This window comes from Shewanella sp. M16, assembly GCF_018224605.1.
GTDB classification, from domain to species: domain Bacteria; phylum Pseudomonadota; class Gammaproteobacteria; order Enterobacterales; family Shewanellaceae; genus Shewanella; species Shewanella oncorhynchi.
This window is the reverse complement of record NZ_JAGTUL010000033.1, coordinates 1-24,371: the sequence shown is the minus strand read 5'-3', so window position 1 is coordinate 24,371 and position 24,371 is coordinate 1. Positions and strand designations below refer to the sequence as shown.

The following is a 24,371-nucleotide window of genomic DNA, read 5'->3' as shown; positions in this document are numbered from 1 at the left end:
TCCACTATTTAGTAGTACTAAGCTAGTCAGTCAACACCTACTAAGTTAACCATGGACATACAAGTAACCTTAAGTAGAATACTTAAATCATTGCTGATTTAAAACTTCTTTATAAATTGAGCTAAATATCAGACCACTTAACCCCTACCCAAGTAATAAACCTAATCCATTCTATAACTTCATATTACAATAGAGTCTAATTTAGTTAATCAGCAACATAAACAAAACTACCTTAAGCGCTAGCGACTTATTACTTAATCATTTTACGATTTATAAAAATCGTAAAACTGCAAGAAAAAACCAAAGACCAAAGACCAAAAATAAAATAATCACTCGCTTTTAAAAATAACAGCAAACAAAGCAGACTACTATTTGACATCACAAAATTTAAAATAAATCATTAGTAAACCAATAAAACTTAAGTTATATTTAGCAAAAATAAAAACACCATTAATCTGCCTCTTAATGACTTTATAATAACTTATTTTTGGCCAAGTGCTCTTGCGCAAAAATGATAATAGCTGACTTTACCAACATGACATTCCATACATTCTGCCAATGTTATGGCGTTCATGTTGAATGTTCAAACGAGCCCAAAGGAGATAACACATTTAAAAACTTTAAAAGCTCAATAAACTAAAGCGTTATAAATCAAGATAAATTTATCTAAATAACAAAAGCTTGTATTTTTACAATCAAAATAAGACACTTATTTAAGGACAAATCATGTTAAAAAAACTTCTAACGCCTATGCTGGCCATTTTCCTTCTACTCTCAGGTTGTGCCACAGTACCAATGGCTTCACAAGAGGAAGATGCAAAGCTTAAGACATTCCAGAAGCCAGCTGACAATAAAACAGGGATTTATATATACCGCAATAGTTTTGCGGGTCAGGCTCTAAAGAAAAATATCTATATTAATGGTGAGATGATTGGCGAATCTGCTAATAAAGTCTACTTCTACAAGGAAGTAGAACCAGGTGAGCAAACACTTTCTACCGAATCAGAATTCAGTGAAAATAATTTAAAACTATCGACAGAAGGTGGTAAAAACTACTTTATCGAGCAATATATAAAAATAGGTGTTTTTGTTGGCGGTGCGGGGTTGCAGTCAGTAACTGACGGTGAAGGCATGAAGAATGTTAAAGAATGTAAACTTGCCAAATAGTTTATAGCTAATTTTTGCTTTTATAAAAATTCAGCTGTAACAACATAGCTTATCCAGTTGTATCTTTAATAATCACACCTTTTAAAAAGTTCTAGAAAACAAAAAACCAGCCAAATGGCTGGTTTTTATCACTATGATTGTCAGCTAATGAGTAAACCTTTTACTGTTTAGCCAATTCCCACTCATTCATCGTCGATAAAATGACTAACCGAAATATCTTGTTCGACTGCATTACCCCTGTGGGCGCATAGCAGGGAACAGGATCACGTCACGGATAGTATGAGTATTAGTGAACAACATCACTAAACGGTCGATACCGATACCTTGACCTGCCGTTGGTGGCAAACCGTGTTCCAGTGCAGTGATATAGTCTGCATCGTAGAACATAGCTTCATCGTCACCTGCATCTTTCGCGTCAACCTGTGCTTTAAAGCGGTTGTCTTGATCTTCAGCATCGTTCAGCTCGCTAAAGCCGTTAGCCACTTCGCGGCCACCGATGAAGAATTCGAAACGGTCAGTGATGAAATGGTTGTCATCATTACGACGTGCCAATGGTGAAATATCCGCTGGGTAGCCAGTGATGAACGTTGGTTGCATCAATTGCCATTCAGCAGTTTCACCGAAGATTTCTTCAAGCAGCTGACCACAAGTCCAGAACTTCTCAATCTTCATGCCTAAGCTTCTCGCTAAATCGCGCATGAATTCAACATCTTTCACTTGCTCATAGGTCATAGCTTGGATAGTGGCGTTATCAGGATTGTACTTCTGAATCGCTTCTAACATGCTTAAACGTGCGTATGGGCCGCCGAAATCGACTGTGTGCTCACCGTATGGCATTTGCGCACTGCCGAGCAGTTCGATAGCAATCGAGCTGAGCATTTCTTCGGTGAGGTCCATCAGATCTTTGTAGTCAGCATAAGCCATATAGAATTCCATCATAGTGAATTCTGGGTTATGACGTGGCGACAGACCTTCGTTACGGAAGTTACGGTTGATTTCGAACACACGCTCAAAACCACCGACCACTAAACGCTTCAGATATAATTCTGGCGCGATACGCAGATACATTGGCATGTCTAAGGCGTTGTGATGAGTGATGAAAGGACGGGCCGAAGCACCACCTGGGATCACGTGCATCATAGGGGTTTCAACTTCCATGAACTCTTTTTTGATCATGAAGTTACGAATTGCAGAAACCACTTTAGAACGCATGATGAAGGCATTGCGTGAATCTTCGTTAACGATGAGATCCACGTAACGTTGACGGTAGCGCATTTCTTGATCGGCTAGACCATAATAGTCCGCAGGCAATGGACGCAGCGCCTTGGTCAGTAGCTCGTACTGTTCCATGTTGACGTATAAGTCGCCTTTGCCAGACAAATGCAGCTGACCGGTTACACCTATGATGTCACCGATATCCAGACCTTGAAAACGCTCTTTCAAATCAGCTTGTACGCTTTTTTCAGCGTAAGCTTGAATACGGCCAGACACGTCTTGGATCACTAAGAAAGGACCACGCTTTGCCATGATGCGGCCAGCGATGCTGGTCTTAAAACCTAAGGCTTCGAGTTCTTCTTTAGTGTTTTGACCATACTGTGCTTGTAATTCAGCCGCTTTATGGGTGCGACGGAAGGTATTTGGATGGGCATTAGCACTACAGTTTGGGCGAATGCTTTCTAGCTTGGCACGGCGCTCGGCGATCAGTTTGTTCTCATCAATTACTTGTTCAGTCATCTTATTTCTCGTCTATACCTTGAATTAATTACAGCCCAGATTTCAAACTGGCTTCGATAAACTTATCCAGATCGCCATCGAGTACCGCTTGAGTATTGCGGGTTTCAACGCCTGTGCGTAAGTCTTTAATGCGGGCATCGTCTAATACATAAGAGCGAATTTGACTGCCCCAGCCGATATCAGACTTAGCGTCTTCTGCGGCCTGTTTGTCGGCATTTTGCTTGAGCATTTCTAACTCAAACAGTTTTGCTTTCAGCTGCTTCATCGCAGCATCTTTATTTTTATGCTGTGAACGGTCGTTCTGGCACTGCACGACGGTATTCGTCGGTAAGTGGGTAATACGAATCGCCGATTCCGTTTTGTTAACGTGCTGACCACCCGCGCCAGATGCGCGATAAGTGTCAATACGCAGATCCGATGGGTTGATATCAATCGTGATATCGTCATCGATTTCTGGATAAACGAACACAGAGCAGAATGACGTATGACGACGACCCGATGAATCAAATGGCGACTTACGTACTAAACGGTGCACGCCAGTCTCAGTGCGTAACCAACCGAACGCATATTCGCCAGTAAACTTAATGGTCGCGCCTTTAATACCAGCCACGTCACCATCGGTCACTTCCATCAACTCAGGGCTAAAGCCATGGGCTTCGCCCCAACGTAGGTACATACGCAGCACCATGTTGGCCCAATCTTGGGCTTCGGTACCACCACTACCAGACTGAATGTCTAAATAACAGTTTGACGCATCTTGCGGGCCGGAGAACATACGACGGAATTCAAGATCGGCAAGGCGGCTTTCGAGATAATCCAGCTCTTTACTGGTTTCATTGAAGGTATCTTCGTCTTCCTCTTCAATAGCCAGCTCGAGTAAGCCTTCAACATCTTCAAGACCTGAGTCCATATCGTCTATGGTTTTGACCACAGCTTCTAGGCTGGCGCGCTCTTTGCCTAAGGCTTGGGCGCGCTCTGGGTCGTTCCACACTTCTGAACTTTCAAGCTCACGGGTAACTTCTTCTAGACGCTCATTTTTGGCATCGTAGTCAAAGATACCCCCTAAGAAGCTCCGTGCGCTCGGCAAGCTCCTTAATTTTGAATTTTACTGGATTAACTTCAAACATGAGTTTTCAACTTTCTTTATTTGGCCGCTTTAATTGATCTTCCACTAAAAGGGGCGGTGATTAACAGTATTTGCAACCGCGCATTTTAACCTAACCAGACTGGTAAACCTAGGGGTGCACTGTTCATTAAATGGGATAACAAGGATTATTTTCCAAGCTAAAAGACCACAGCACTAAAGCCGAGACTAACAAAAAGCAATGAGTTAAGACTGTGATCTTACTTAAATTTAGCCAAGATAGTGCTATGCGCGAGGCCAATGGCTGACACACAAGCGCTCTCCTGCCTAAAAAATCCCCATAATATCAAAGGAAACACAACTAAAAAGGCCTGATAACGCCAACCCCATCACGACTAAACTAGAACAAACATTCATCAGCGCACAGTCTGAGCGGGTTTGTGATTCAAGCTGCAATTTTGCAGCAAACTTCACTCGCCCATAAGCGTCTTCTAAAGCTGTCTAGGTATACTCGAAACAACCTAAGCCTGCAGCCCCGCGCTATAGCAGCTAAGCACCCTACATATAAAAAGGCCATGGGATGATAGAACTTCGAATTGATGACCAAGTGTTGTCGGTTAATCCGACCGATAACCTACTGCAAGTGGCGCATGCTGCTGGCATAGCAATACCCAGCTTATGTGATCCCAGCGCAGCCTCGCAGCAATTAGGCATTCACGAACATGCAGACAAGCAAGCCTGCAATTTGTGTGTCGTCCAAATTGAGAATTCCGACGCCAGTTTGCGCTGCGTACGCGCCTGTGAAACGTCCGCCACCGTCGGCATGCGAGTCATAACTCAGTCTGAATTCTTAAGCCAAAAACGCAAACAAGCGCTGACCGAAATCTTGAGCGATCATTTTGCCGATTGCGAAGCCCCCTGCCAACAAGCATGCCCTGCGGGCGTCGATGTGCAGAGTTACCTGTATCACATCGCCCAAGGCAACCATACTGAAGCCGTTAAAGTCATTAAACAAACTTTGCCGCTGCCACTCTCCATTGGCCGTGTCTGCCCTGCTTTTTGTGAAGCACAATGTCGCCGCGGGCTGGTCGATGAGCCCATTGCCATACGCCAATTAAAACGTCACGCCGCCGATCTCGACTTAGCTGATAGCGAAAATGGGGGCATGAGTTATGTGCCGTCACGCCAAGCCGACACGGGCAAAAAAGTCGCGATTATCGGTGCGGGTCCAGCAGGATTAAGTGCCGGATATTACTTATCAAACCAAGGCCATAGCGTTGAGATATTCGAATCTATGCCACAGGCGGGTGGCTGGCTGCGCTATGGCATTCCTGAATATCGCTTACCCAAGGTGATACTCGATAAAGAAATCGAACTCTTGTGCCATAACGGGTTAACCATCCACACAGAAACACGTCTCGGTCACGAGATACATTTAAATCAATTAGTTGAAGATTTTGATGCCGTCTGTCTCGCCATTGGCGCCCAAAAAGCTGTGCCTATGGATTATCCCGGCAGCACACTCGCGGGTTGCTACTTAGGTGTCGATTACTTAAAAGATCATTGTCTCGAAAAGACACTTGTTTTAGGTAAGAAAGTCGCCGTCATTGGCGGTGGCAATACCGCTATTGATTGCGCCCGCACAGCAGTGCGTGAAGGTTGCGATGTAACCCTAATTTACCGTCGTACCCGCGCAGAAATGCCCGCCGAAGCTTACGAGGTACATGAGGCCGAAGTCGAAGGAGTGAAGTTTCATTTTTTAACCAATCCGCTTGAAAACCATAGCGATGCGCAAGGTAGAGTACATTCTGTCACCTTCGCTAAGATGGCACTCGGCGAAGCCGATGCCTCTGGCAGACGCGCTCCCGTTGATACTGGTGAAACCTTTACCCAAGATTTTGATACTGTGATAGCCGCAGTATCACAAACTCCCGATATGAGTTTTATGCAAGATCCCGCGAGCCACTTAAGTAATGGTGAACTCGCTCTCAGCCGCTGGAATACCTTTATTGGCTGCGAGCACACTATGTCATCAGGGGTTGAAAAACTCTTCGTGGTGGGGGATGCGCGCCGCGGTCCTGCCACCGCAGTCGCCGCCATAGGCGATGGCCATAAAGCCGCCATCGCCATAGATAAATTACTCAAACAAGGCCTAAGCTGTGAGCTGCATGCCACTGAATTTAATTCATCAAAAGCAGTCGGTAACACAATAAAACAAGGCTTGCCAACTACCGAACTCTACCCCTCTGTCGCACGTAAAGCCCGTTTAACCATGCCCGAATTGAACGCGGTGCAACGTTTACTCAATTACGGCGAAGTCGAGCTAGGCTTTGCTCCCGATGCCGCCATGCAAGAAGCTGCTCGCTGCCTCGAATGCGCCTGCCAAGTCAATACGGATTGTAAATTAAGGGACTATGCGACCGACTACCATGTCGAACCTAAGTCACTCAACACTCAAAGCGTGCGTAAGTTTTCGGTCGATAAATCGAGTCCGTTCATTCAATTTGATGCTAATCGTTGTATTAGCTGTGGTAAGTGCGTCGATGTGTGCCAGTTGCAGAGTGGCCATTGTGCGATTCAATTTGCCCATGATTCCTATCAAGCACTGCCGCAAGGCATAAGCGAAACCGCCACGCGCCGCGCACCGAGAGTCGGCTTTAGCGCTAGCATGGCCGACAGCAAATGTGTGCAATGCGGCAACTGTGTGCAGGTTTGCCCAACGGGTGCACTCGTCGATGCGCGGGATAAACGCCAAGGCAATGAAACGCCACTCAAAACCGCATCAACGATTTGTACCTATTGCGGTGTAGGCTGTCGGCTTGACCTTAAAATCGATACCAGCACGAATCAGATCCGTCATATCGAGGGCAATCCAGACTCGCTAGTAAACCAAGGCATGCTCTGCGTCAAAGGGCGATTTGGTTTCGATTTTATTCACAATGAAAAACGCCTCACCACGCCACTCATTCGTAAAAATGGCCAGCTCACGCCAAGTAGTTGGCCTGAAGCCATCGCCTATGTGGCCAAACATTTACAGCAAATAAAACAGCAACATGGCAGCAATACACTGGCAAGCTTGGCCTCGGCAAAAGCCACCAATGAAGAAAACTTCCTCCTACAAAAATTTGTCAGAAGCATACTCGGCACCAATAACATCGACCATTGTGCCCGTCTGTGTCATTCATCTACAGTCACTGGGCTACAGCAAAGTATCGGCAGTGGCGCCATGACCAATGACATTCCGAGCATTCAAGCATCGGATGTGATTTTTATCATAGGCTCAGACACCAGCAGTGCTCACCCGATCATCGCCTCGAAAATTAAGCAAGCCGTGGCTTTGCATGGCGCAAGATTAATGGTGGCCGATCCTAAACGTGTCGCCATTGCCGACAGTGCACAGCTTTATGTCGCCCACAGACCCGGCACTGACGTCATGCTACTCAATGCGATTATGGCGGAAATTATCCGCAACGACTGGCAGGATAAAAGCTACATTGCCGCGCGCACCGAAGGCGTGGATGCTCTCTATGCTGAACTCAAAAAAGTAGATTACAGCCTAGAAAACGCAGCCTTGATAACAGGTGTTAAAGCCGAAGATATCGCCCGCATCGCCCAAACCATAGGCACTGCCGACAAAACCGCAGTCTACTATGCCATGGGCATTACCCAGCACACGACGGGACACGACAATGTTACCGCCATATCTAATCTACAACTTCTGTGCGGCAATATTGGGGTTGAAGGAGCGGGGATTAATCCACTGCGGGGACAAAGTAATGTGCAAGGTGCCTGTGACATGGGCGCACTGCCTAACTTCTTCAGTGGTTATCAAAAAGTCACCGACATTCACGCCAGAATGCGTTTCGAGGCACATTGGCAAACGCCGTTATCGGGAGAAATTGGCGTAACCGCCACCCATATGATGCATGATATTTCCAAAGGGAAAATCAAGGCGTTGTATGTGATGGGCGAAAACCCCGTATTAAGCGACCCAGATCAAGCCCATGTGCTTAGGGCGCTTAATGCAATCGACTTTTTAGTGGTGCAGGACATCTTCCTCACCGAAACCGCCGAGCTTGCCGATGTGGTTCTGCCCGCCGCAGCCTTTGTCGAAAAACGCGGTCATTTCACTAATACTGAACGACGAGTGCAGCGACTCGAACAAGCCCTGCTACCGCCAGGTGAAGCCCTGCCCGATTGGCAAATTGTCCAAGCCATTGCCAATGCGATGGGTGCCGCTTGGGATTACCCTAATGAAGAAGCGATTTGGCAGGAAATCAATGAGCTGACACCACAATATCGCGGCATTACTTGGCAACGATTAAGCACTGGAGTTGACGGTAAAATTCCCCAAGGTATTCAATGGCCTTGCCCAGATGAAACCCATCCGGGAACGCCCATCATGCACCAAGGTCAATTCACCCGCGGCTTAGGTAAGTTTACGCCAGTGAGTTATCGCTTACCCGCAGAAATGCCCTGCAGTGAGTACCCGCTCACTCTGTCGACCGGACGTTTACTGGAACAGTTCCACACAGGCACCTTAACCCGTAAAACGGCTGGACTCGACTTACTCGGCTCGCCTAAGGTAATGATTTCAGTCTATGACGCCGAGCAACTCGGCATAGGCAATGGCGATAAAATCAAACTTACTACCCGTCGCGGCGAAATTGAAATCGACGCCTTTGTGACGAAAAGAGCCCAAGCTGGCGTACTATTCCTGCCCTTCCACTTTGTGGAAGCTGCGGCGAATAAACTCACCATCAATGCACTCGATCCTGTCGCTTTTATCCCAGAATATAAGGTCTGCTCGGTAAGGGTTGAGCGGGTTGCCGAGAAAATTGATTAGAATGAACTGACTAGGCTGGATTGACTAAAGTAGATGGATTAAGTGCTCTTCAAAAAGGTAAATAAGCCAAATAAAAACGGGAGACTTTAAGTCTCCCGTTTTTAATCAAGATTGCTGCAATTAAATCTTAAACTGGCCCACTAACTTGCCCAAGTTAATGCCTTCTTCCGAGACTGTCATACTGATCCTAGCGGCATCTTCGCTGGAATGAAGCAGCTCGTTTACAATCTCTTGGATGGCATACACGTTACGGTTAATTTCTTCGGTTACTGAGCTTTGCTCTGTCGCCGCGGCCGCAATTTGGGTACTCATATCATTAATCGCCGTTACCGCTGAAGTGACTGAACCTAAACTATCGGAAATCGTGCGAGAAGAATCCACCGAACGTACACAGCTTTGCTGACTCTCTTCCATGGCTTTCACGGCTTGGGTCACTAGCTTATGCAGTGCCGATAACATCTCGTTGATTTCTAACGTGCTGGCTTGAGTTCGACTGGCTAAATTACGCACCTCGTCGGCGACCACAGCAAATCCACGACCCTGTTCACCAGCACGGGCCGCTTCGATGGCGGCGTTCAATGCCAATAGATTAGTTTGCTCGGCAATACCGCCAATGACAGAAAGCACGCTGTTGATCTTCTGTGATTGCTCGCTGAGTGATTTTATACTGCCTGCCGCATTGTTGATTTGCGACATTAAAGACGCAATCTCCTCAAGCGAAGCATCAACACAGCGCTGAGCATTTGCCACATCACCAGTAGCAGCGTGAGTCGCTTCGGCTACTTGAGTGGTATTCTTAGCCACTTCGTTCGCAGTGGAGGACATCTCAGTGATTGCAGTCACCACCTGATCGGTTTCATTGTTATGACTCACCAACTGGCTCGACATGACTTTAGTTTGATCATGAATCGCATTGGCTGCCGTTTTTACTTTTGCCGTCGCAGTCGCAACATCGCCGATAATATGCTGAAGTTTATCGACAAAGAGGTTAAAGGAGCGCCCAAGTTGGGCAATTTCGTCTTCACCTTTTACGGTAAGTCGCTTGGTTAAATCCCCTTCGCCCTTAGCAATATCATTTAAGTTATCGGCCATATTCTTGATTGGCACGACCATACGGTGGGCGGCAATCATAATGATAAAGCCAGTAATACCCGTAAGGAAAAGCGCTATCAGCAAAATCGCGAAGGATTTTTCTGCCATTTGCTCAGTCACTGTCTCGCGATAATCTTCAACAACAGCTTCAATATCATCGATATATGCCCCAGTACCTAACATCCAGTCAGTACCAGGGATCATCATGGCGTAACTGATTTTTTCAATCTGTTCATTAGTATTAGGTTTTTGATAGTAATAGGAAAAACTACCATCGCCACGTTTAGCGGCATCGAGCAGACCGACGATAATTTTAGTGCCGCGAGGATCTGTCATATCCATTTTATTTTGCCCTTCTAAACTCGGTATTAGGGCATGAAAAATATTTTTCCCTTGAGAGTCATACATGAAGAAATAACCCGCACTGCCAAAACGTATGTCTCTTAGCGCTTGATTCACATTCCCTTGTTCTTTTAACGATAATTGGTAATTCACTATACCAGCGGCAATTTCGGTAGCTTCTTTAATTTGTTGTTTACGTTCACCGACGAGCTTAGATCTAAAGGTAACCACCTCATCGGCAAGCGCATTTTGCTCGACATAATAAGAAACCGACATCAACACCAATAATGCGAGGATCAAAGGAAATAGCGATAGCAATAATAATTTATTGCGCAAACTCAACTTAGACATACTTGAATGCTCCAAAGGATTACAACTTGTATCTTCGGAGTATAGCTAAGATTGTTGTATTTCTATGCGCTTAAAGTAACAAAATCTTAATCTTGCTCAATAAACATTCGATTAATAACGACTCAGTTCAAAGCATATTAAGCAGCACACCACATACACTAAAGCCTAATACCAGTTGTAGCATGGGTGGTTTAAATAACTTTAATGCACCAAAACCGAGCAATACCAAGGCCATATCTTTACCTGAGAATACCGCCTGAGAAAACACGGGTTGATAAAGTGCTGCGGCAAGTAAGCCAACAACACAAGCATTCACTCCCGCTATCGCACCAGCAATTTTTGGTCTTGCGGCAATCGCATGCCAACTTTTCAACCCCACCAGCATGAGTAAAAAACCGGGTAAGAAAATGGCTGCTGTTGCGATGCAAGCCCCCATGAAGGGCTTATCTAACATCACTTCAGCGCCTAAAAAGGTCGCAAAGGTAAACATAGGTCCTGGCACTGCTTGGGCAAAGGCATAACCTGTCAGAAAACGATCGCCACCTATGGTATCGCCCACCGCTGTTTCTAGCAGAGGTAGTACGACATGACCACCACCAAATACTAAGCTCCCTACACGATAAAACTCACCGAAGATCCAAGCTTCAGAGCCTAAATCCACGATAAAAAAACTGCCGATGAGCAACACGAAAAAGAGCAACAAATAGAAGTAATTCAATCGAATCGGTGCCAGCGCTACTGTGTCATCTTGGCTCGCAGTCAATTTATAGATGCCGATAGTGGCGGCGCCAAGTAACAAAAGGATTTGCGTCCACATAGATGGCGCAATCAAAATTGCAGCAGTACTGACTAACATTAATAGGCGTGCGGATTTGCGTTGGCAGAACTGTTTAAACATGGCGAGAACAGCATCGGCAACCACAACGACGGCCATTAATTTAAGCCCATAAATCATCCCTTGAACATAATGATTGGCGAGCCAAGCCGACGTTGTTACCGCCAGTAAGTACATCAAAATAAAGGAAGGTAGTGTAAAACCGGCAAAAGCAGCAAGCGCGCCAACAAGCCCGCCTCTTTGATAACCAATGGCAAAACCCACTTGGCTCGACCCTGGCCCCGGCATAAATTGGCTTAAGGCAACCAGACTGGCGTAACGCTTATCATCGAGCCAACCGAGTTCATTTACGAAGGTCTGGCGAAAATAACCAATGTGCGCCGCAGGCCCGCCAAAACTCATCAAGCCCAAGGTAAAAAAGCGTAGGAAAATCTGTAGCATAAATCGCCGTCCATCAATGCATAAAGTGCTGAAGATTATGCCACTAAAAAGACACTTTGATGAAGTTTCACGCGAGCAGCGCAGATAAAAGTATTGCAAAGACTCTACATGGTAGAGTCCTTATGATTGTTTGAGCGGACTTCAAGAGTCGTAAAGCGAGTGAACACAAATGCTTAGTGATAAATTGATGAGCTAAAAAATTAATCCTTCACCAACATGACTAGTACTTCGAAGTGATCCGTGTGGGGGAATAAATCAAATAGCTGCACTTTGGTTAAGTGATAGCCTTGAATATGTTCGAGATCTTTCGCTAAGGTTTGCGGATTACAGCTTGAATAGAGAATGGCCTTAGGGGCAAACTCGCTTAATGACTGGCATAGCGCCTCGCCAATACCGCGCCTCGGCGGATTAACTATGATCAAATCCGGCTTATCGGCAGCGCTTTTACCCTTAGCAAAGTCGGTGGAATCGAGCGCCATAAATTGCACGTTTTCGAGCCCCATCATTTGCGCTGACATTTGCGCGCAGGCAATCGCTTCAGCTTCAATTTCAATCCCTGTGAGGGTAATGTCTTTGGATGCACAGTGCAGTCCGAAACCGCCTACACCACAGAAGAGATCCCATAACGAATGAGGTGAAAACTCGGCAACCCATTCACGGGCCGTTTGATATAACTGAGCCGCAACGTGTGGATTGGTTTGGAAAAAACTCTTAGGCCGAATGAACAAAGGCACATGATTAAAACGTTCTTCAAGCCTAGTATTCTCAGTTAAGAAAATCTCTTCATCCCCCTCAAGTATTGCCATATGAACCGGTTGGATATTGACTGACACCACTTTTATTTGCGGATATTCAGCTAATAATGCAGGTAATTCACGTTCGATACGTTCGATACTATTGGTGGACCGCAGTACAAACCGCAATAGATATTCACCACGCACTTGACTGCGGGTCAGCAGAATAAATTTAAGTTCACCCTTGGCTCTATCTACCCGATAAGGAGGAAGTCCTGCCTGCTGCACAAAGCGTGTTAAGCGATGTAATAAATCTTGCATATCAGATGGATATAAAAGGCAGTCACAAAGATCTACCGCCTCGCCACTTGGGCTCACAATCCCCAGCACAGGCGCATGGGCGGCGCCTAAGGCCACCATTTTAGCTTTATTACGAAAGCCGCTGTCCTCGCCAATTACCGGCGGCTGAAAAATATCGGGCAAATTAGCTGGGATAAAAGGCGCAAGTAGTTGCTGTAAAGTTTGAGTCTTAACCGCCACTTGCTGCACCATAGGCTGTTGTATATGCCGGCAAGAAAGGCACAAACCTTGGTTAAAATAACCACATTGCTTGATGGTATTTACAATAGCAGCACTCACGGCAGATCCTAGATATCAGTAAAAAAGCGCCACACTGTAGCGGTTTTACAGGTAAAAATCACCTTGAAGCATATTCAAATCAGCATCAAGTGCATAATTCTCGGCGCACTCAAGATAGGGTGAGTTTATCAACATCAGCAATAGACTGCCGCTTACCTATGGCCTTTTCAATCCATTCAAGCACTTCTGCCGAGGTACTGCGAAACGTCGTTAACTTACCGCCGTATAAACTGAGTATTCGCGGATGGGAAATTGATGTTTTCATCAAGGTATCCCGCGGTCGCTCAAAGGCTTGGCTATTTTGCTTAGGCAAGACCCGAATACCACAGAAAGTTTTGGTTATTAGCGCCTTGAGCTCATCAATATCCGGCGTTAGTGGGAAATAATGTTTGTAGATCCCCAGCAGATAATTAATTTCAGATTCGGTCGCCTCAGGCGGCTTATCTAAAGAAGTTAATTCAGTTTCTGTGGTGCCGACTAAGGTTTGACCATACCAAGGCATCACAAATATTACCCGTTTATCGAAGCATGACTCTAAGTACAAGATGCCATCGGGCGCAGGAATATCCAGTAACACATGGGCGCCTTGTACCCAATCGAGTTCAACACCCGCAAGTGGGGGCAAGACTTTGCTTAAAACAGCATTTACCCAAGGACCTGCAGCATTAATCACAAGCTTCGCTTCGGCTTTATGGATTTCGCCCCTGTGGCTAAAACTCAGCTCACAGGTCTCGCGCTTGTGTTCCAACTCAAGAAATTCAGCCTCGGCATAGACTTCAGCGCCCAGTGCCTGCGCGCTACGCGCCACCGCTTGAGTTAATAGTTTATCGTCGGTCTGCGCATCCCAGTACTGAAATACGGCTTTTAATCCAGAGAGTTTTAATCCCTTGAAACGATGCCAATGCACAGCAGGTACTGACACAAATTGGCCTAAAGGATCAAATTCACTCAGCAGTGCATACATACTCAGTCCAGCGCGAATGGTCCAAGGACTGCGCTGACTGTTGTCGTACACGGGAATATAAAAAGGCACAGCTTTAACAAGTGATGGCGCAAGATTGAGTAAATGTCGCCTTTCAAGCAATGACTTACGGACTAAATTAATTTGTCCGGTTTCTAAATAGCGTAAACCACCGTGGATAAGCTTGCTGGAATTAGCAGAGGTTTGGCCGCCAATTTCGCCCTTTTCAATCAGCAAGGTGGAATAGCCCGCTGCTGCAGCATATTGGGCAATGCCGACACCGCTGATCCCACCGCCAATAATGGCTACATCGAAACAGGCCATAACTTACTCTCGCTACCTTCAATAGACGACTGACCCGCTGAGCCTCAAGCATACAACCCATTACACTCAGTCGAACCGCTAATAAGCGTTAATATGTCAATAAGTTAATCTTAGATCAAATCTCGACGATAAGAGTTTAATCAATACTGGCATGTAATTGCTTAAGTGCTTGATCGCACATAGTCTTTAAGGCTTTTAGTTCGCTCGCCTCGCCGCCGACTTTGCAACGCATTAAATGAGGGATTTCACTGGCCTGCGTTTTAAGGGAAAGTCCTGCAGGCGTTAAGGCCAGCACTCTCACGCGTTCATCCTGCTCGCTACGACCGCGAGTCACTAATCCTTTAGATTCTAGTCGCTTCAGCAATGGCGTTAACGTGCCTGAATCGAGGAAAAGTTTATCGCCTAAGGTTTTGACACTAATCCCCTGCTCTTCCCATAGCACTAGCATGACTAAGTACTGCGGATAGGTTAGATCTAATTTGTCCAACAAAGGCCGATAGGCACGCACCATAGCATTTGCAGCACTATAAAGTGAGAAGCACACTTGATTCTCAAGACATAAAGCATTCTCTGTGCTGGCATTTTCGGCCATATCGACAGTATTAACACGGGTGTTGGGTTGAGTTGTTGCCATAGGAAGATCCGACAAATTAAATATATTGCGCACAATATACTTGCATTCACACCAAAGATCGAATTATAGTTTATCACAATTGAATTGTGCACAATTTAAATCGATTTACTTAATCCTTAACCTCAGAAGGTCTAATACTATGAAAACACTTTATGAAACACGTGCCACAGCAAAAGCGGGTCGTCAAGGTCAAGTCAGCACTGATGATGGTTTACTGAATGTCGCTTTAGCCTATCCAAAAGCCATGGGCGGTAGCGGTCTCGCCACGAATCCTGAACAACTGTTTGCCGCAGGTTATGCCGCCTGTTTCTCAAACGCCGTTTTGCATGTCGCAAAAATCGGCAAAGTGGATATTACCGAAGCGCCAGTCAGTGCGGTTGTCGGCATAGGTGCCAATGATGTCGGCGGTTTTGCATTAGCGGTTGCCTTAGAAGTTAGCTTAGATTTACCGCAAGAAGCCGCAGAAGCCCTAGTGCGTCATGCACATCAAGTTTGTCCGTACTCGAACGCCACGCGCAATAATATCGACGTGAAACTTAGCGTAAATGGCGTAACGTTAGGCTAACCATAACCCATCATCGACACCTGTTGATAACGTCAGAAATAGAGCACCCTCGGGTGCTTTATTCTTTATTAGCCAATAACGACTCAAGCTGAGAGTGAATGTGCATCACACCATTTCACAGGGAGATAAACTGGTTTCAGTTCCCAAAAAATTATTATTCGCGAGTTAACTAACACTTCTTAATATCTAATTTAATCAAAATGATTGATTTAAGTAGAGTAAGAGATAATCGAACCGTTTGACGATACTTAAACCCACTCTCTGTGGGAGGCGCTATGACAAAATATCTATCGAAATTATCTCTCTTTTGCTCGCTATTATTCCTCTTTGCCTTTTCTATCCCGAGCTGGGCCGAGACAACACCCTCAAGCTCAGCGGATCGAACGTGGCATTATGTGAATGATCAGGGTGAGCTCAAAATTAAGCTGTATTTCTTTTGGTCAAAAACCTGTCCGCACTGTGCAGAGGCCCATCCCTTCATTGATTCATTACCGCAAAAATACCCTTGGATAGAACTCGAATCCCATAGGGTGTCAGATCCTGGCGTACAGGATATTTGGCAAAATATCGCCTCCAAAACCAGTACAGAAGCACGCTCAGTACCCTATATGGCAAGTTGTGAAAAGGCCATTGTGGGATATTCAAGTGAAGCGGTAACGGGTGAGTTTTTAGTCAATCGACTGAAGAATTGTTATTTATCCCTTGGCGGTAAACTGAGCGACGCTGACCTCCCCACCAAAGGAGCCACCAGCACAACCACAAGCGCTCAAACAGATGCACCGCTCTTTGGCACTTGTGGCACAGATACTGGCGAAGGTACCTGTGATGCCACCAGCTTAAGCGAGCCCGTTGCAGAGCCAGAAGTTCAACCCGTTGAATTACCTTTAGTGGGAGTAGTGACACCTGAGACTATGTCTCTGCCGTTACTCACCTTAGTGCTCGCAGGTGTCGATGCTTTTAACCCTTGTGCCTTCTTTGTGTTGCTATTTTTACTGTCGATAATGGTTAATGCCAAGAGTCGCAGCCGCATGTTACTCGTCGGCGGGATTTTCGTATTCTTCTCCGGCTTTATCTATTTCCTGTTTATGACAGCATGGCTAAACATCTTCCAACTGCTGGGGGCAGGCAGTGATGGCGGTATGATCATTTTAGCAGCGGGTTGTTTAGCTTTGATCGCTGGTGTCATCAATATCAAAGATTACTTCTTTACTAAGGGAGAAGTGACACTATCGATGTCGGCAGAAAATCGTACGAGTCTGATAAAACGCATGGGGAAACTATCCAATTCCAGTAACTTAGGCGCGTTACTCATAGGTTCTACCGTATTAGCTATCCTCGCCAACGCCTATGAATTACTTTGCACCGCAGGCTTCCCAATGATCTACACCAGTGTGCTATCTATGCACAATCTGCCAGACATTGAACGCTATATGTATCTGGTTTTATACAATATTGTATATGTGATCCCGCTAGCTATTATTGTTATCGTTTTCAGTGCGACCTTAGGCAAACGTAAGTTGACCGAAAAAGAAGGCCAAACCCTGAAACTTATGTCAGGCGTGATGATGTTGGGTATGGGTATCGCACTGGTTATTGACCCAACAGCACTGCAAAATGTGAGCCTGGCACTTGGATTGATTTTAGGCTCGCTCATTGCCACAGCGATTATCGTTCTAAGTCGAAAATACCTCATGACCAAAAGCTGATAGACAAAAATACTTCTAAAAAAAGTGATAGCACAAGTGCTATCACTTTTTATTGTTTAGAATTTATAACTTATTTCTGCACGATAAGCAGAGCCAATCGCGGCACCAGGGTACGAGAAGCTGTTAAAGAATGGCCATTCATCATGGGTAACATCTACTTCAGGGCGTTGATTGAAAATATTCTCACCACTAATTAATACTTTCAAATTATCAGTAAAATCATAGCCAACACTCATGTTAACCGTGTAGTAAGGATTCAAACGGTCTACTTTAATGACATCGCCAGTTTCATCATCGTAGTTTTCGGCAGGTTGCTCCCAAAGTGGAATTTCACCAATTCTATCGCCACGAACAGCAACGGACCAGTCTTGGTATTGCCAAGTCAAGACTAAGTTAGTTTTAGATCTAGGCTCATAATTATCTTTATCATCACGCAACTCTTGAATAGAAGATGCAGAATCCACTTGATATTTTGTACTTAAAATATGAGTCCATCCTAATTGAACGCCAAAGTCTCCATACTCAGTATCTAAAGTATAAAATAACTTAGCATCTAAACCACTCTGTTCATAGAGTGCTTTGTTTTCAGGATTAACCACAATAGTTTCAATATCTCCAGCATTCGGAGCACCCGCTGCAGCCCTAACTACTTTTGCTGCATTGTTAGTACATTCACTGCTAGACGGGTCTTTACCATTTCGCCCATATTTACAATCATATTCAAGATCTAATATATCTTGTTCGCTTTCATCAGAAATAATATCTTTCAAACTGATATTATAATAATCAAAAGTTAAGCTAAGATCTTTCACTGGTTCAGCAATTACCCCCACGCCCCAGTTTGTTCCCTTCTCTTCTTCTAACGTTTTACTACCAGAACGATTACCTTTTAAAGATGTCGTTTCACAAGCACTTGGACTCGGTACAAAATTAGGGTCATCATCGTGATCGTTTACACGACAATCAATATAGTCATACGCAGTAGTGAAGTAGCCTGAATCACCAGCAAAGACATAGTGCATATCTGGAGCTCTAAAGCTTTGCCCCCAGTTTGCACGGAACTTTAACTCATCCATAGCTTTATATGTCATAGTAATTGATGGGGTTAAACGACCACCAACTTCGGTAGTGCCATCGTCATACTGATCGTAGCGGGCTGCAACACCAAGATCTAAGTCTTCAATCACAGGGATCAGAAGCTCAAGACCTGCAGCATAACGACTGCGATCGCCACCACCTTCCGTACCCGTTAAGCCTTGCCATCCGTTGCCTTCAGTATTTAATGTACGGTCATCCTGTTTAAGATCATAGCCTTGCTTGTTATATTCAATAAGAGCAGCAAATCCAATAGGACCGGATGGTAATTCGAATAAATCACCATTAATTTCAGCAGATAAAGTTCTAGCATACGAATCAGCTAAAATAACTTGTGTTCCAAGTAACTGGTCCCGAATCTCTGGTGTAATTTTGTCATACAATCCTACGGGAGCATCACCATTATAAAGACCATATGGATTATCTATTTCACCTAGAAATAGTTCGGTGACTTTTTCTTCCTTCATCCAATCTCGGCTACTCTCGTAATCATAACGACTCTCCGAGTAATACACTTGCCAGTTATAGGCTGTATCAATATCACCTTTAATACCAACAGTGACATTATAACTCTGCTCATCAAATAGAGTGTTACGTTGGCCTAACTCATCAAAACTAAAAATCCTCTGTGCCAATACATAATCTCGGGTTCCTCCGAAATTACCAGAACCATCAGGAGTATTTAATAGCAAATTCTCACTATAAAAGTGACGAGAACCATAAACTGCAGAATCTATTGTTGAATACATAGTATCAGCAAAGAGTTGCATATGATCGTTGATGTCGTATGTACCAAACAAATAACCGGTTAAGGTTTCACGTTCATTTCGAATCGTATTGTCACCTGTAGTATCAACACCACAATACTTACCAAAACCATTACGATCCGCATATTCATATCCAGAACCAGAATCTACACATCCTTGTTCGCCAGGATCTCTATACTTACCAGTAAAATTATCAAGCAATAAAATCCCTCGAGAAAGAGGAGTCGCACCGGCAGGGTTATCATCAACAGAATCCATATAATCCCGCTCATGAGAATAAATCGGATCTTGTTTATAATACTCAATGGTTCCCCCAATTGAATAATCAGACCCTGTACTGCCAGAGGTAAGACTAAACCGATTTTGAGCACCACCACCTTCTGGTGTAATACCATACATAGCAGTCACAGTTGTTGAATCTATATCCTTTTTCAAAATAATGTTTACAACACCAGCAACAGCATCTGAACCGTAAATAGCTGATGCACCTTGAGTCAGAATTTCAATTCGCTCTACCGCAGAAAATGGAATGCCACTTAAATTCACAAAATTACTTTGCCCATTATAGGGCGTAGGGTTTTCAGCAATACGTCGACCATTGAGAAGAACAAGGGTATAGCCAGGCCCAAAACCACGTAAATTGATTACATCAGCATTTGGTGTAAAACCACCTTGCGCCCCCCACTCGTTACCCTGTGCTGTTCCTGTATTTTGAGAAATACTTTGGATTGCATCGAACGCCGTTGTAAAACCCTCATTTTTCATATCTTCAGCGGTTAACACAACAACGGGCTGAGCATTTTCTAAATCAGTTCTATTAATTCGACTACCAGTAACCTCTACACGCTCAATTTTCTCATTTTTGGTTTGAGCATCTTTTTCTTCTGCAGCCCACGCGTGGCTGGCAATAGAAATCGAAGCGGTAAATAGGCCTAGTTGTATTGCTTTACAAAGCAGTGTTGTCTTATACATACATTCTCCAAAACGGCTGTTAATAACACGTAAAAATGTTACCAGACGGATGATTTTATGTGAAAATTGCATATTCCTTGCAATCATATGTAAGGTATAGCAAAGACCACCTCATGTAAATATTTTGAACTTAATGTTTAAAATATGTTGCCATTAAGTGTGTTTTAAGGCAAAAAAAACAAATGAAGTTATAGTAAGCTGTTGAGACGTAACAGTTCAAACAGCTGATTAATGAGTAATACTCTGTTCGTCTGTCAATGTAATTGCGCGAGAGTACTGCCAGTTATCAAACGAAGTAAGTAGAAATAGATTCTATCGATGGAGATCCATATGATTAACATGACAAAAATACTGATTTTTCTTGGTTTAATATTAGGAAGTGGGCTTAATGCATTAGCCGCGACAAACGCACACGATCTCGCCAAGCACAGTATGTTTAATGCGATTAAAATATCTCCTAAAGGTGATTTCTTAGCCGCGACTTATCCGTATAAAAATCATAAAAGATTAGCGATTATCAATAAAAGCAATCAAAAAGTAGTTTGTAACTTTTTTTTTGGTGAAGAAGAGTCAGTCATGGAGTTTTGGTGGGCAAATGAAGAACGAGTAGTAATGACAATCTCAACCCAATCAGGACAGTATGCGACTCCATTTTTGACTGGTGAGCTATTTTCAGGCAATGCAGACTGTTCAAGTAAAATACAATTATTTGGAGTGAGGAATAAAGATTACTCAGGTGCGCAGGTTGAGAGCCTACTAATGGATGAACGCGATAACATTTTGATATCGTCTAATTTAGAAAAAAAACAATACTCTAACCTTTATAAAGTGAATATCTATACTGGGAAACGTCAATTAATTGAAAAAGCTAAATTTGAAAATGCATCGATTTTTTTAGATAATAATGATCAATGGCGAGTGAGCCAGTCCATGAAAACAGAAAGAAAAGGACTGTTAAAATCGGAGGGTGCTGGAGAAATAATTACCTATATTCGAGAAAGCAATGTTGATCAAAATGCATGGAAAGCTTTATCGTTGTCAAATATGGTTAGAACCAGCTCGACAGGGTCCAGTAATGTTATTGGATTTAGTGCAGATAACCAGTTCATATTTACCTCTGATAACATAGAGAAAAGTACTTTAGGCATATATAGAATCAAGTTAAGTACAGGTGAACGAGAGTTAATGTACCGAAATGATATAGTTGATGCTCAACCATTTATAAATGTATATACATCTGAAACAGGTAAACGTATAAGAGAAGTGGTAGGGGCCATTATTCATAATGGAAGACCTGAAGTTATATTTTTTGATGAAAATTCAGAACTAGCCAAAGAGTATCGCGGGCTACAACGAGCATTTCCAAATGATTATTTACATATTACCTCTAAGACAGCTGATAACAAAAGCTGGGTGATTGAAAGTTACTCCGATGTTAATCCAGGTAAATTTTATCTTTACGATAGAGAGACTAAAAAAGTGTCTTTCCTCACAGCCTCTCGCCCTTGGATAGATGAGCAAAAAATGTCTCATAAAACTCCGATAAATTTTGTTACTCGTGATGGCTTAACAATTCATGGTTATTTAACCATACCACTGGGTGCCAAAGCTGAAAATTTGCCTTTAATTATCCATCCACATGGGGGCCCACATGGTCCTCGTGACTATTGGTTTTTTGATGATGAAGTACAGGTATATGCGAGTGCAGGATACAGTGTACTTCAGGTAAATTTTCGAGGTTCTGGCGGATATGGACGTGAGTTTGAAGATAGTGGTTACGGACAATGGGGTGGTGCAATGCAAGATGACCTGACCGATGCAACACTATGGGCAATTAAAGAAGGCTTCGCTAATAAGGATAAAATTTGTATCTCCGGATCAAGTTACGGCGGATATGCCGCTCTCATGGGTGTGGTTAAAGAACCCGACCTTTATAAGTGCGCAATTGGATATGTTGGGGTATACGATCTACCACTCATGTTCAATAAAGGCAATGTTGCTGAACGATTGGGTTGGGGTAAACGCTATATGGAACAAGCTTTTGGGGGTTCAGAAGAAACAATGAAAAAACATTCTCCCGCCTATAATGCAAGCAAAATTAAAGCCGGAGTATTCATTGTGCATGGCGGCCGTGATGAGCAGGCACATTATGAAAACGCTCATGTGATGCGAGATGCCCTAGTAAAAACAGGAAATGAACCGAAATGGTTATGGAAAAAAACAGAAGGGCATGGATTCTATAACGAAGAAAACCGCAAAGAATTATACACTGAGATGCTTGACTTTTTAAAAAAATATTTAAACTAAAAATATGTTAGCAAGTTTACGCGAACTAACTCAACATATTGAAATCATTTAAAGTATTAAAAATTAACATGCAAAAATAGATAGTACGATAGGATTGGCAAATTCATGTGTAACGACTAAAGTTAACGGTGGGTTTGCCGATAAAGGGATCCAGCTTACAATCGAGGTTAGTTATGTCAATTTCACTGAATACCCAAGCTATCGCACCAAATCTAGAAAATGGTGCAATTGGCGTTAAGGTTGCTCAGTTAGCAAAAGAGCAGCAAAAAGCCGAAGGTAAAATCGCGGTAGATTTAATTGCAGCTGCGGCGCCAAAACCCGTAGGCAATGCAGGCCACAACATCAACACCACGGCCTAATTGTTAGCAATACAAAATCAAAAAAAGCGCTCTGATTATCAGGGCGCTTTTTTTTGTTATTTTCTCTAAAACGTCAGGCGAATTTAAGAAAAAGCGTTACCATTCACGTGCATAATAGTGAATGTCCACACCACAAACGCCAGTGGGATATGCACTAAGGCATAGAAACACTGATCGAGTCGCCCCATTCCTTTTGCTAACAAAATCAAATATAAGTGTAATCCAATCACCAAGGGAAATAGCGCTAACAGCGGATAGAGTGCGACAGGGTTTGCATCGGAAAATAAGCTGTGACTGAATAAAGCCCACGCCACCATAAAGGCGGTCGTCAACGGCGGCGTTGCAATGCGATATTGCTCTGGATAGGGAAACATCCTACGACCTCTGAGTCTCAATCAATAAATTTACGTTGTAGGTTTTCGCGCAATCAACTGGGCTTTATAACTGCTTTGAGTGGACTGCGGATCACATAATCGACCTTCAAAGTAATGTAAAGATTGCCAGTTAGCAAACACTGATTTGAGTTCATTTTCAGTAAGTAAGAAATCTGGGTTGCGTGGCCGACCTATCTGCGCCTGTTGCGTTGTAAAGGTTTCATAGACAATAAGGCCTGTGCTCTTAACCGCCTTAGCAATTTGTGGCAGTAATGGGCGATGCAGATAATTAAATACTAAGACAATATCGTACTCTTCAACCGGTAATAATGGTCCAGCCTCAGCTTCTAAATCCCTTTGTAATTTGTAAGCATTAGCTTGATCAATGTGTGACATGGCTGACAAATCTCGATCGATAAAAGTCACTTCAGCCCCTCGCGCTAAAAACCACAAACCATTACGCCCAGAACCGCAAGCGAGATCGAGTACCTTAAGTCCATCGAAACAACTCAAGGCTAAGTTAGACACAGATGGATTAGGCCAAGCGAACTCTGTGATTAACGCGGCAGGCGTTAAAGTTGACGTATGGGTTACAGACATATCAATTAGCCCTTAATTTCTTTTTTCGAGTCAATTTGCCGACGATGCACAATAGAATAATGCCTGAGCCCTGCAGGACCATGGGACACGATCACTGACAAAAAAAGTATCACGATTAACAGCTCAGGTTTGTAATGAGCCAGCGGCACAAACAGGCCAAGCAAGCCTATTTTTACTAAAGTTAACACTCCCTTAAGCTGGATCAGCCAGCGCCAATCCCTTACGATTTCCCATAACATTAATATGCTGCCCGTCGTCATCGCGAGATACCAATAACTCAACCATTGCACTTTATTTACATCTAATAAAATGCCACCACCAACACCAACGATCCCTAAAATATGTAATGCTCTTAAACTGGTTTTACTCAAACGTTGAAACCAAAAACGTTTTTCTGATATGCCTTGTTTGTGCATTACAACCCCTTAAGAATCAATTTCGT

Annotated in this window: 17 protein-coding genes; 6 read left to right on the top strand and 11 right to left on the bottom strand. The window is 43.9% G+C overall.

The features are described from left to right. Window positions 1–726 precede the first annotated feature (726 nt). Window positions 727–1,167, top strand: a complete 441-nt coding sequence (locus tag KFE26_RS18445; protein ID WP_105250059.1) for a DUF2846 domain-containing protein — start codon at window positions 727–729, stop codon at window positions 1,165–1,167. Between the two features lie 231 nt (window positions 1,168–1,398). Here KFE26_RS18445 and lysS read toward each other — a convergent pair whose 3' ends face one another. After that, window positions 1,399–2,901 carry a lysine--tRNA ligase gene (lysS, locus tag KFE26_RS18440; RefSeq protein WP_212601303.1) on the bottom strand — a complete coding sequence of 501 codons (1,503 nt, stop codon included), beginning with the start codon at window positions 2,899–2,901 and terminating at the stop codon, window positions 1,399–1,401. Between the two features lie 28 nt (window positions 2,902–2,929). Beyond that, a protein-coding gene (gene prfB / locus KFE26_RS18435; RefSeq protein WP_168824900.1) for a peptide chain release factor 2 occupies window positions 2,930–4,028 on the bottom strand; the annotation gives its coding sequence in 2 pieces (ribosomal slippage) (window positions 2,930–3,952 and window positions 3,954–4,028; 1,098 coding nt in all). Between the two features lie 537 nt (window positions 4,029–4,565). Here prfB and fdhF point away from each other — a divergent pair. Further along, window positions 4,566–8,831: a formate dehydrogenase subunit alpha gene (gene fdhF / locus KFE26_RS18430; RefSeq protein ID WP_212601302.1), complete on the top strand. Its 4,266-nt coding sequence runs from the start codon at window positions 4,566–4,568 to the stop codon at window positions 8,829–8,831. A 120-nt stretch (window positions 8,832–8,951) separates the two neighbouring features. Here the strand turns inward: fdhF and KFE26_RS18425 are convergent, their stop codons facing one another. The 5 genes from KFE26_RS18425 to KFE26_RS18405 all read right to left on the bottom strand — a co-directional run bounded on the left by KFE26_RS18425 (window position 8,952) and on the right by KFE26_RS18405 (window position 15,184). Then, entirely contained in the window at window positions 8,952–10,616 is a 1,665-nt protein-coding gene (locus KFE26_RS18425) for a methyl-accepting chemotaxis protein (RefSeq protein WP_113939838.1), read from the bottom strand. Window positions 10,617–10,743: 127 nt separating this feature from the next. Continuing rightward, window positions 10,744–11,892 (bottom strand): chromate efflux transporter, encoded by a 1,149-nt coding sequence (gene chrA, locus KFE26_RS18420; protein WP_212601301.1) that lies wholly within the window; start codon window positions 11,890–11,892, stop codon window positions 10,744–10,746. 200 nt (window positions 11,893–12,092) lie between these two features. Then, on the bottom strand, window positions 12,093–13,265 hold the full coding sequence (rlmC, locus tag KFE26_RS18415; protein WP_212601300.1) for a 23S rRNA (uracil(747)-C(5))-methyltransferase RlmC: 1,173 nt from the start codon (window positions 13,263–13,265) through the stop codon (window positions 12,093–12,095). A gap of 109 nt (window positions 13,266–13,374) precedes the next feature. Further along, window positions 13,375–14,550 (bottom strand): glycerol-3-phosphate dehydrogenase/oxidase, encoded by a 1,176-nt coding sequence (locus tag KFE26_RS18410; protein WP_212601299.1) that lies wholly within the window; start codon window positions 14,548–14,550, stop codon window positions 13,375–13,377. 136 nt (window positions 14,551–14,686) lie between these two features. After that, on the bottom strand, window positions 14,687–15,184 hold the full coding sequence (locus tag KFE26_RS18405; RefSeq protein WP_212601298.1) for a MarR family winged helix-turn-helix transcriptional regulator: 498 nt from the start codon (window positions 15,182–15,184) through the stop codon (window positions 14,687–14,689). A 139-nt stretch (window positions 15,185–15,323) separates the two neighbouring features. Between KFE26_RS18405 and KFE26_RS18400 the strand changes: the two genes are divergently transcribed. Together KFE26_RS18400 and KFE26_RS18395 are read left to right on the top strand one after the other, a co-directional pair. Then, entirely contained in the window at window positions 15,324–15,749 is a 426-nt protein-coding gene (locus KFE26_RS18400) for an organic hydroperoxide resistance protein (protein ID WP_212601297.1), read from the top strand. A gap of 275 nt (window positions 15,750–16,024) precedes the next feature. Further along, window positions 16,025–17,455: a cytochrome C biosynthesis protein gene (locus KFE26_RS18395; RefSeq protein ID WP_212601296.1), complete on the top strand. Its 1,431-nt coding sequence runs from the start codon at window positions 16,025–16,027 to the stop codon at window positions 17,453–17,455. A gap of 56 nt (window positions 17,456–17,511) precedes the next feature. Here the strand turns inward: KFE26_RS18395 and KFE26_RS18390 are convergent, their stop codons facing one another. Continuing rightward, complete coding sequence (locus KFE26_RS18390) at window positions 17,512–20,289, bottom strand: TonB-dependent receptor domain-containing protein (protein ID WP_198555537.1); 2,778 nt, start codon at window positions 20,287–20,289, stop codon at window positions 17,512–17,514. Between the two features lie 330 nt (window positions 20,290–20,619). On the opposite strand from KFE26_RS18390, the gene KFE26_RS18385 reads away from it, so the two are divergent. Together KFE26_RS18385 and KFE26_RS18380 are read left to right on the top strand one after the other, a co-directional pair. Then, entirely contained in the window at window positions 20,620–22,596 is a 1,977-nt protein-coding gene (locus KFE26_RS18385; RefSeq protein WP_212601295.1) for a S9 family peptidase, read from the top strand. Window positions 22,597–22,769: 173 nt separating this feature from the next. Further along, the gene (locus KFE26_RS18380) at window positions 22,770–22,955 is read left to right on the top strand and encodes a hypothetical protein (protein WP_028759392.1); all 186 of its coding nucleotides are present in this window, start codon (window positions 22,770–22,772) and stop codon (window positions 22,953–22,955) included. Window positions 22,956–23,038: 83 nt separating this feature from the next. Here KFE26_RS18380 and KFE26_RS18375 read toward each other — a convergent pair whose 3' ends face one another. From KFE26_RS18375 to KFE26_RS18365, 3 genes are read right to left on the bottom strand one after another with little or no spacing between them, the layout of a single operon-like run. Then, entirely contained in the window at window positions 23,039–23,329 is a 291-nt protein-coding gene (locus KFE26_RS18375) for a hypothetical protein (RefSeq protein WP_105250069.1), read from the bottom strand. 30 nt (window positions 23,330–23,359) lie between these two features. Continuing rightward, window positions 23,360–23,929, bottom strand: coding sequence for a class I SAM-dependent methyltransferase (locus KFE26_RS18370; protein WP_106651483.1), 570 nt, complete (start codon window positions 23,927–23,929; stop codon window positions 23,360–23,362). 5 nt (window positions 23,930–23,934) lie between these two features. Next, the gene (locus KFE26_RS18365) at window positions 23,935–24,345 is read right to left on the bottom strand and encodes a hypothetical protein (RefSeq protein ID WP_113939830.1); all 411 of its coding nucleotides are present in this window, start codon (window positions 24,343–24,345) and stop codon (window positions 23,935–23,937) included. Window positions 24,346–24,371: the final 26 nt, after the last annotated feature.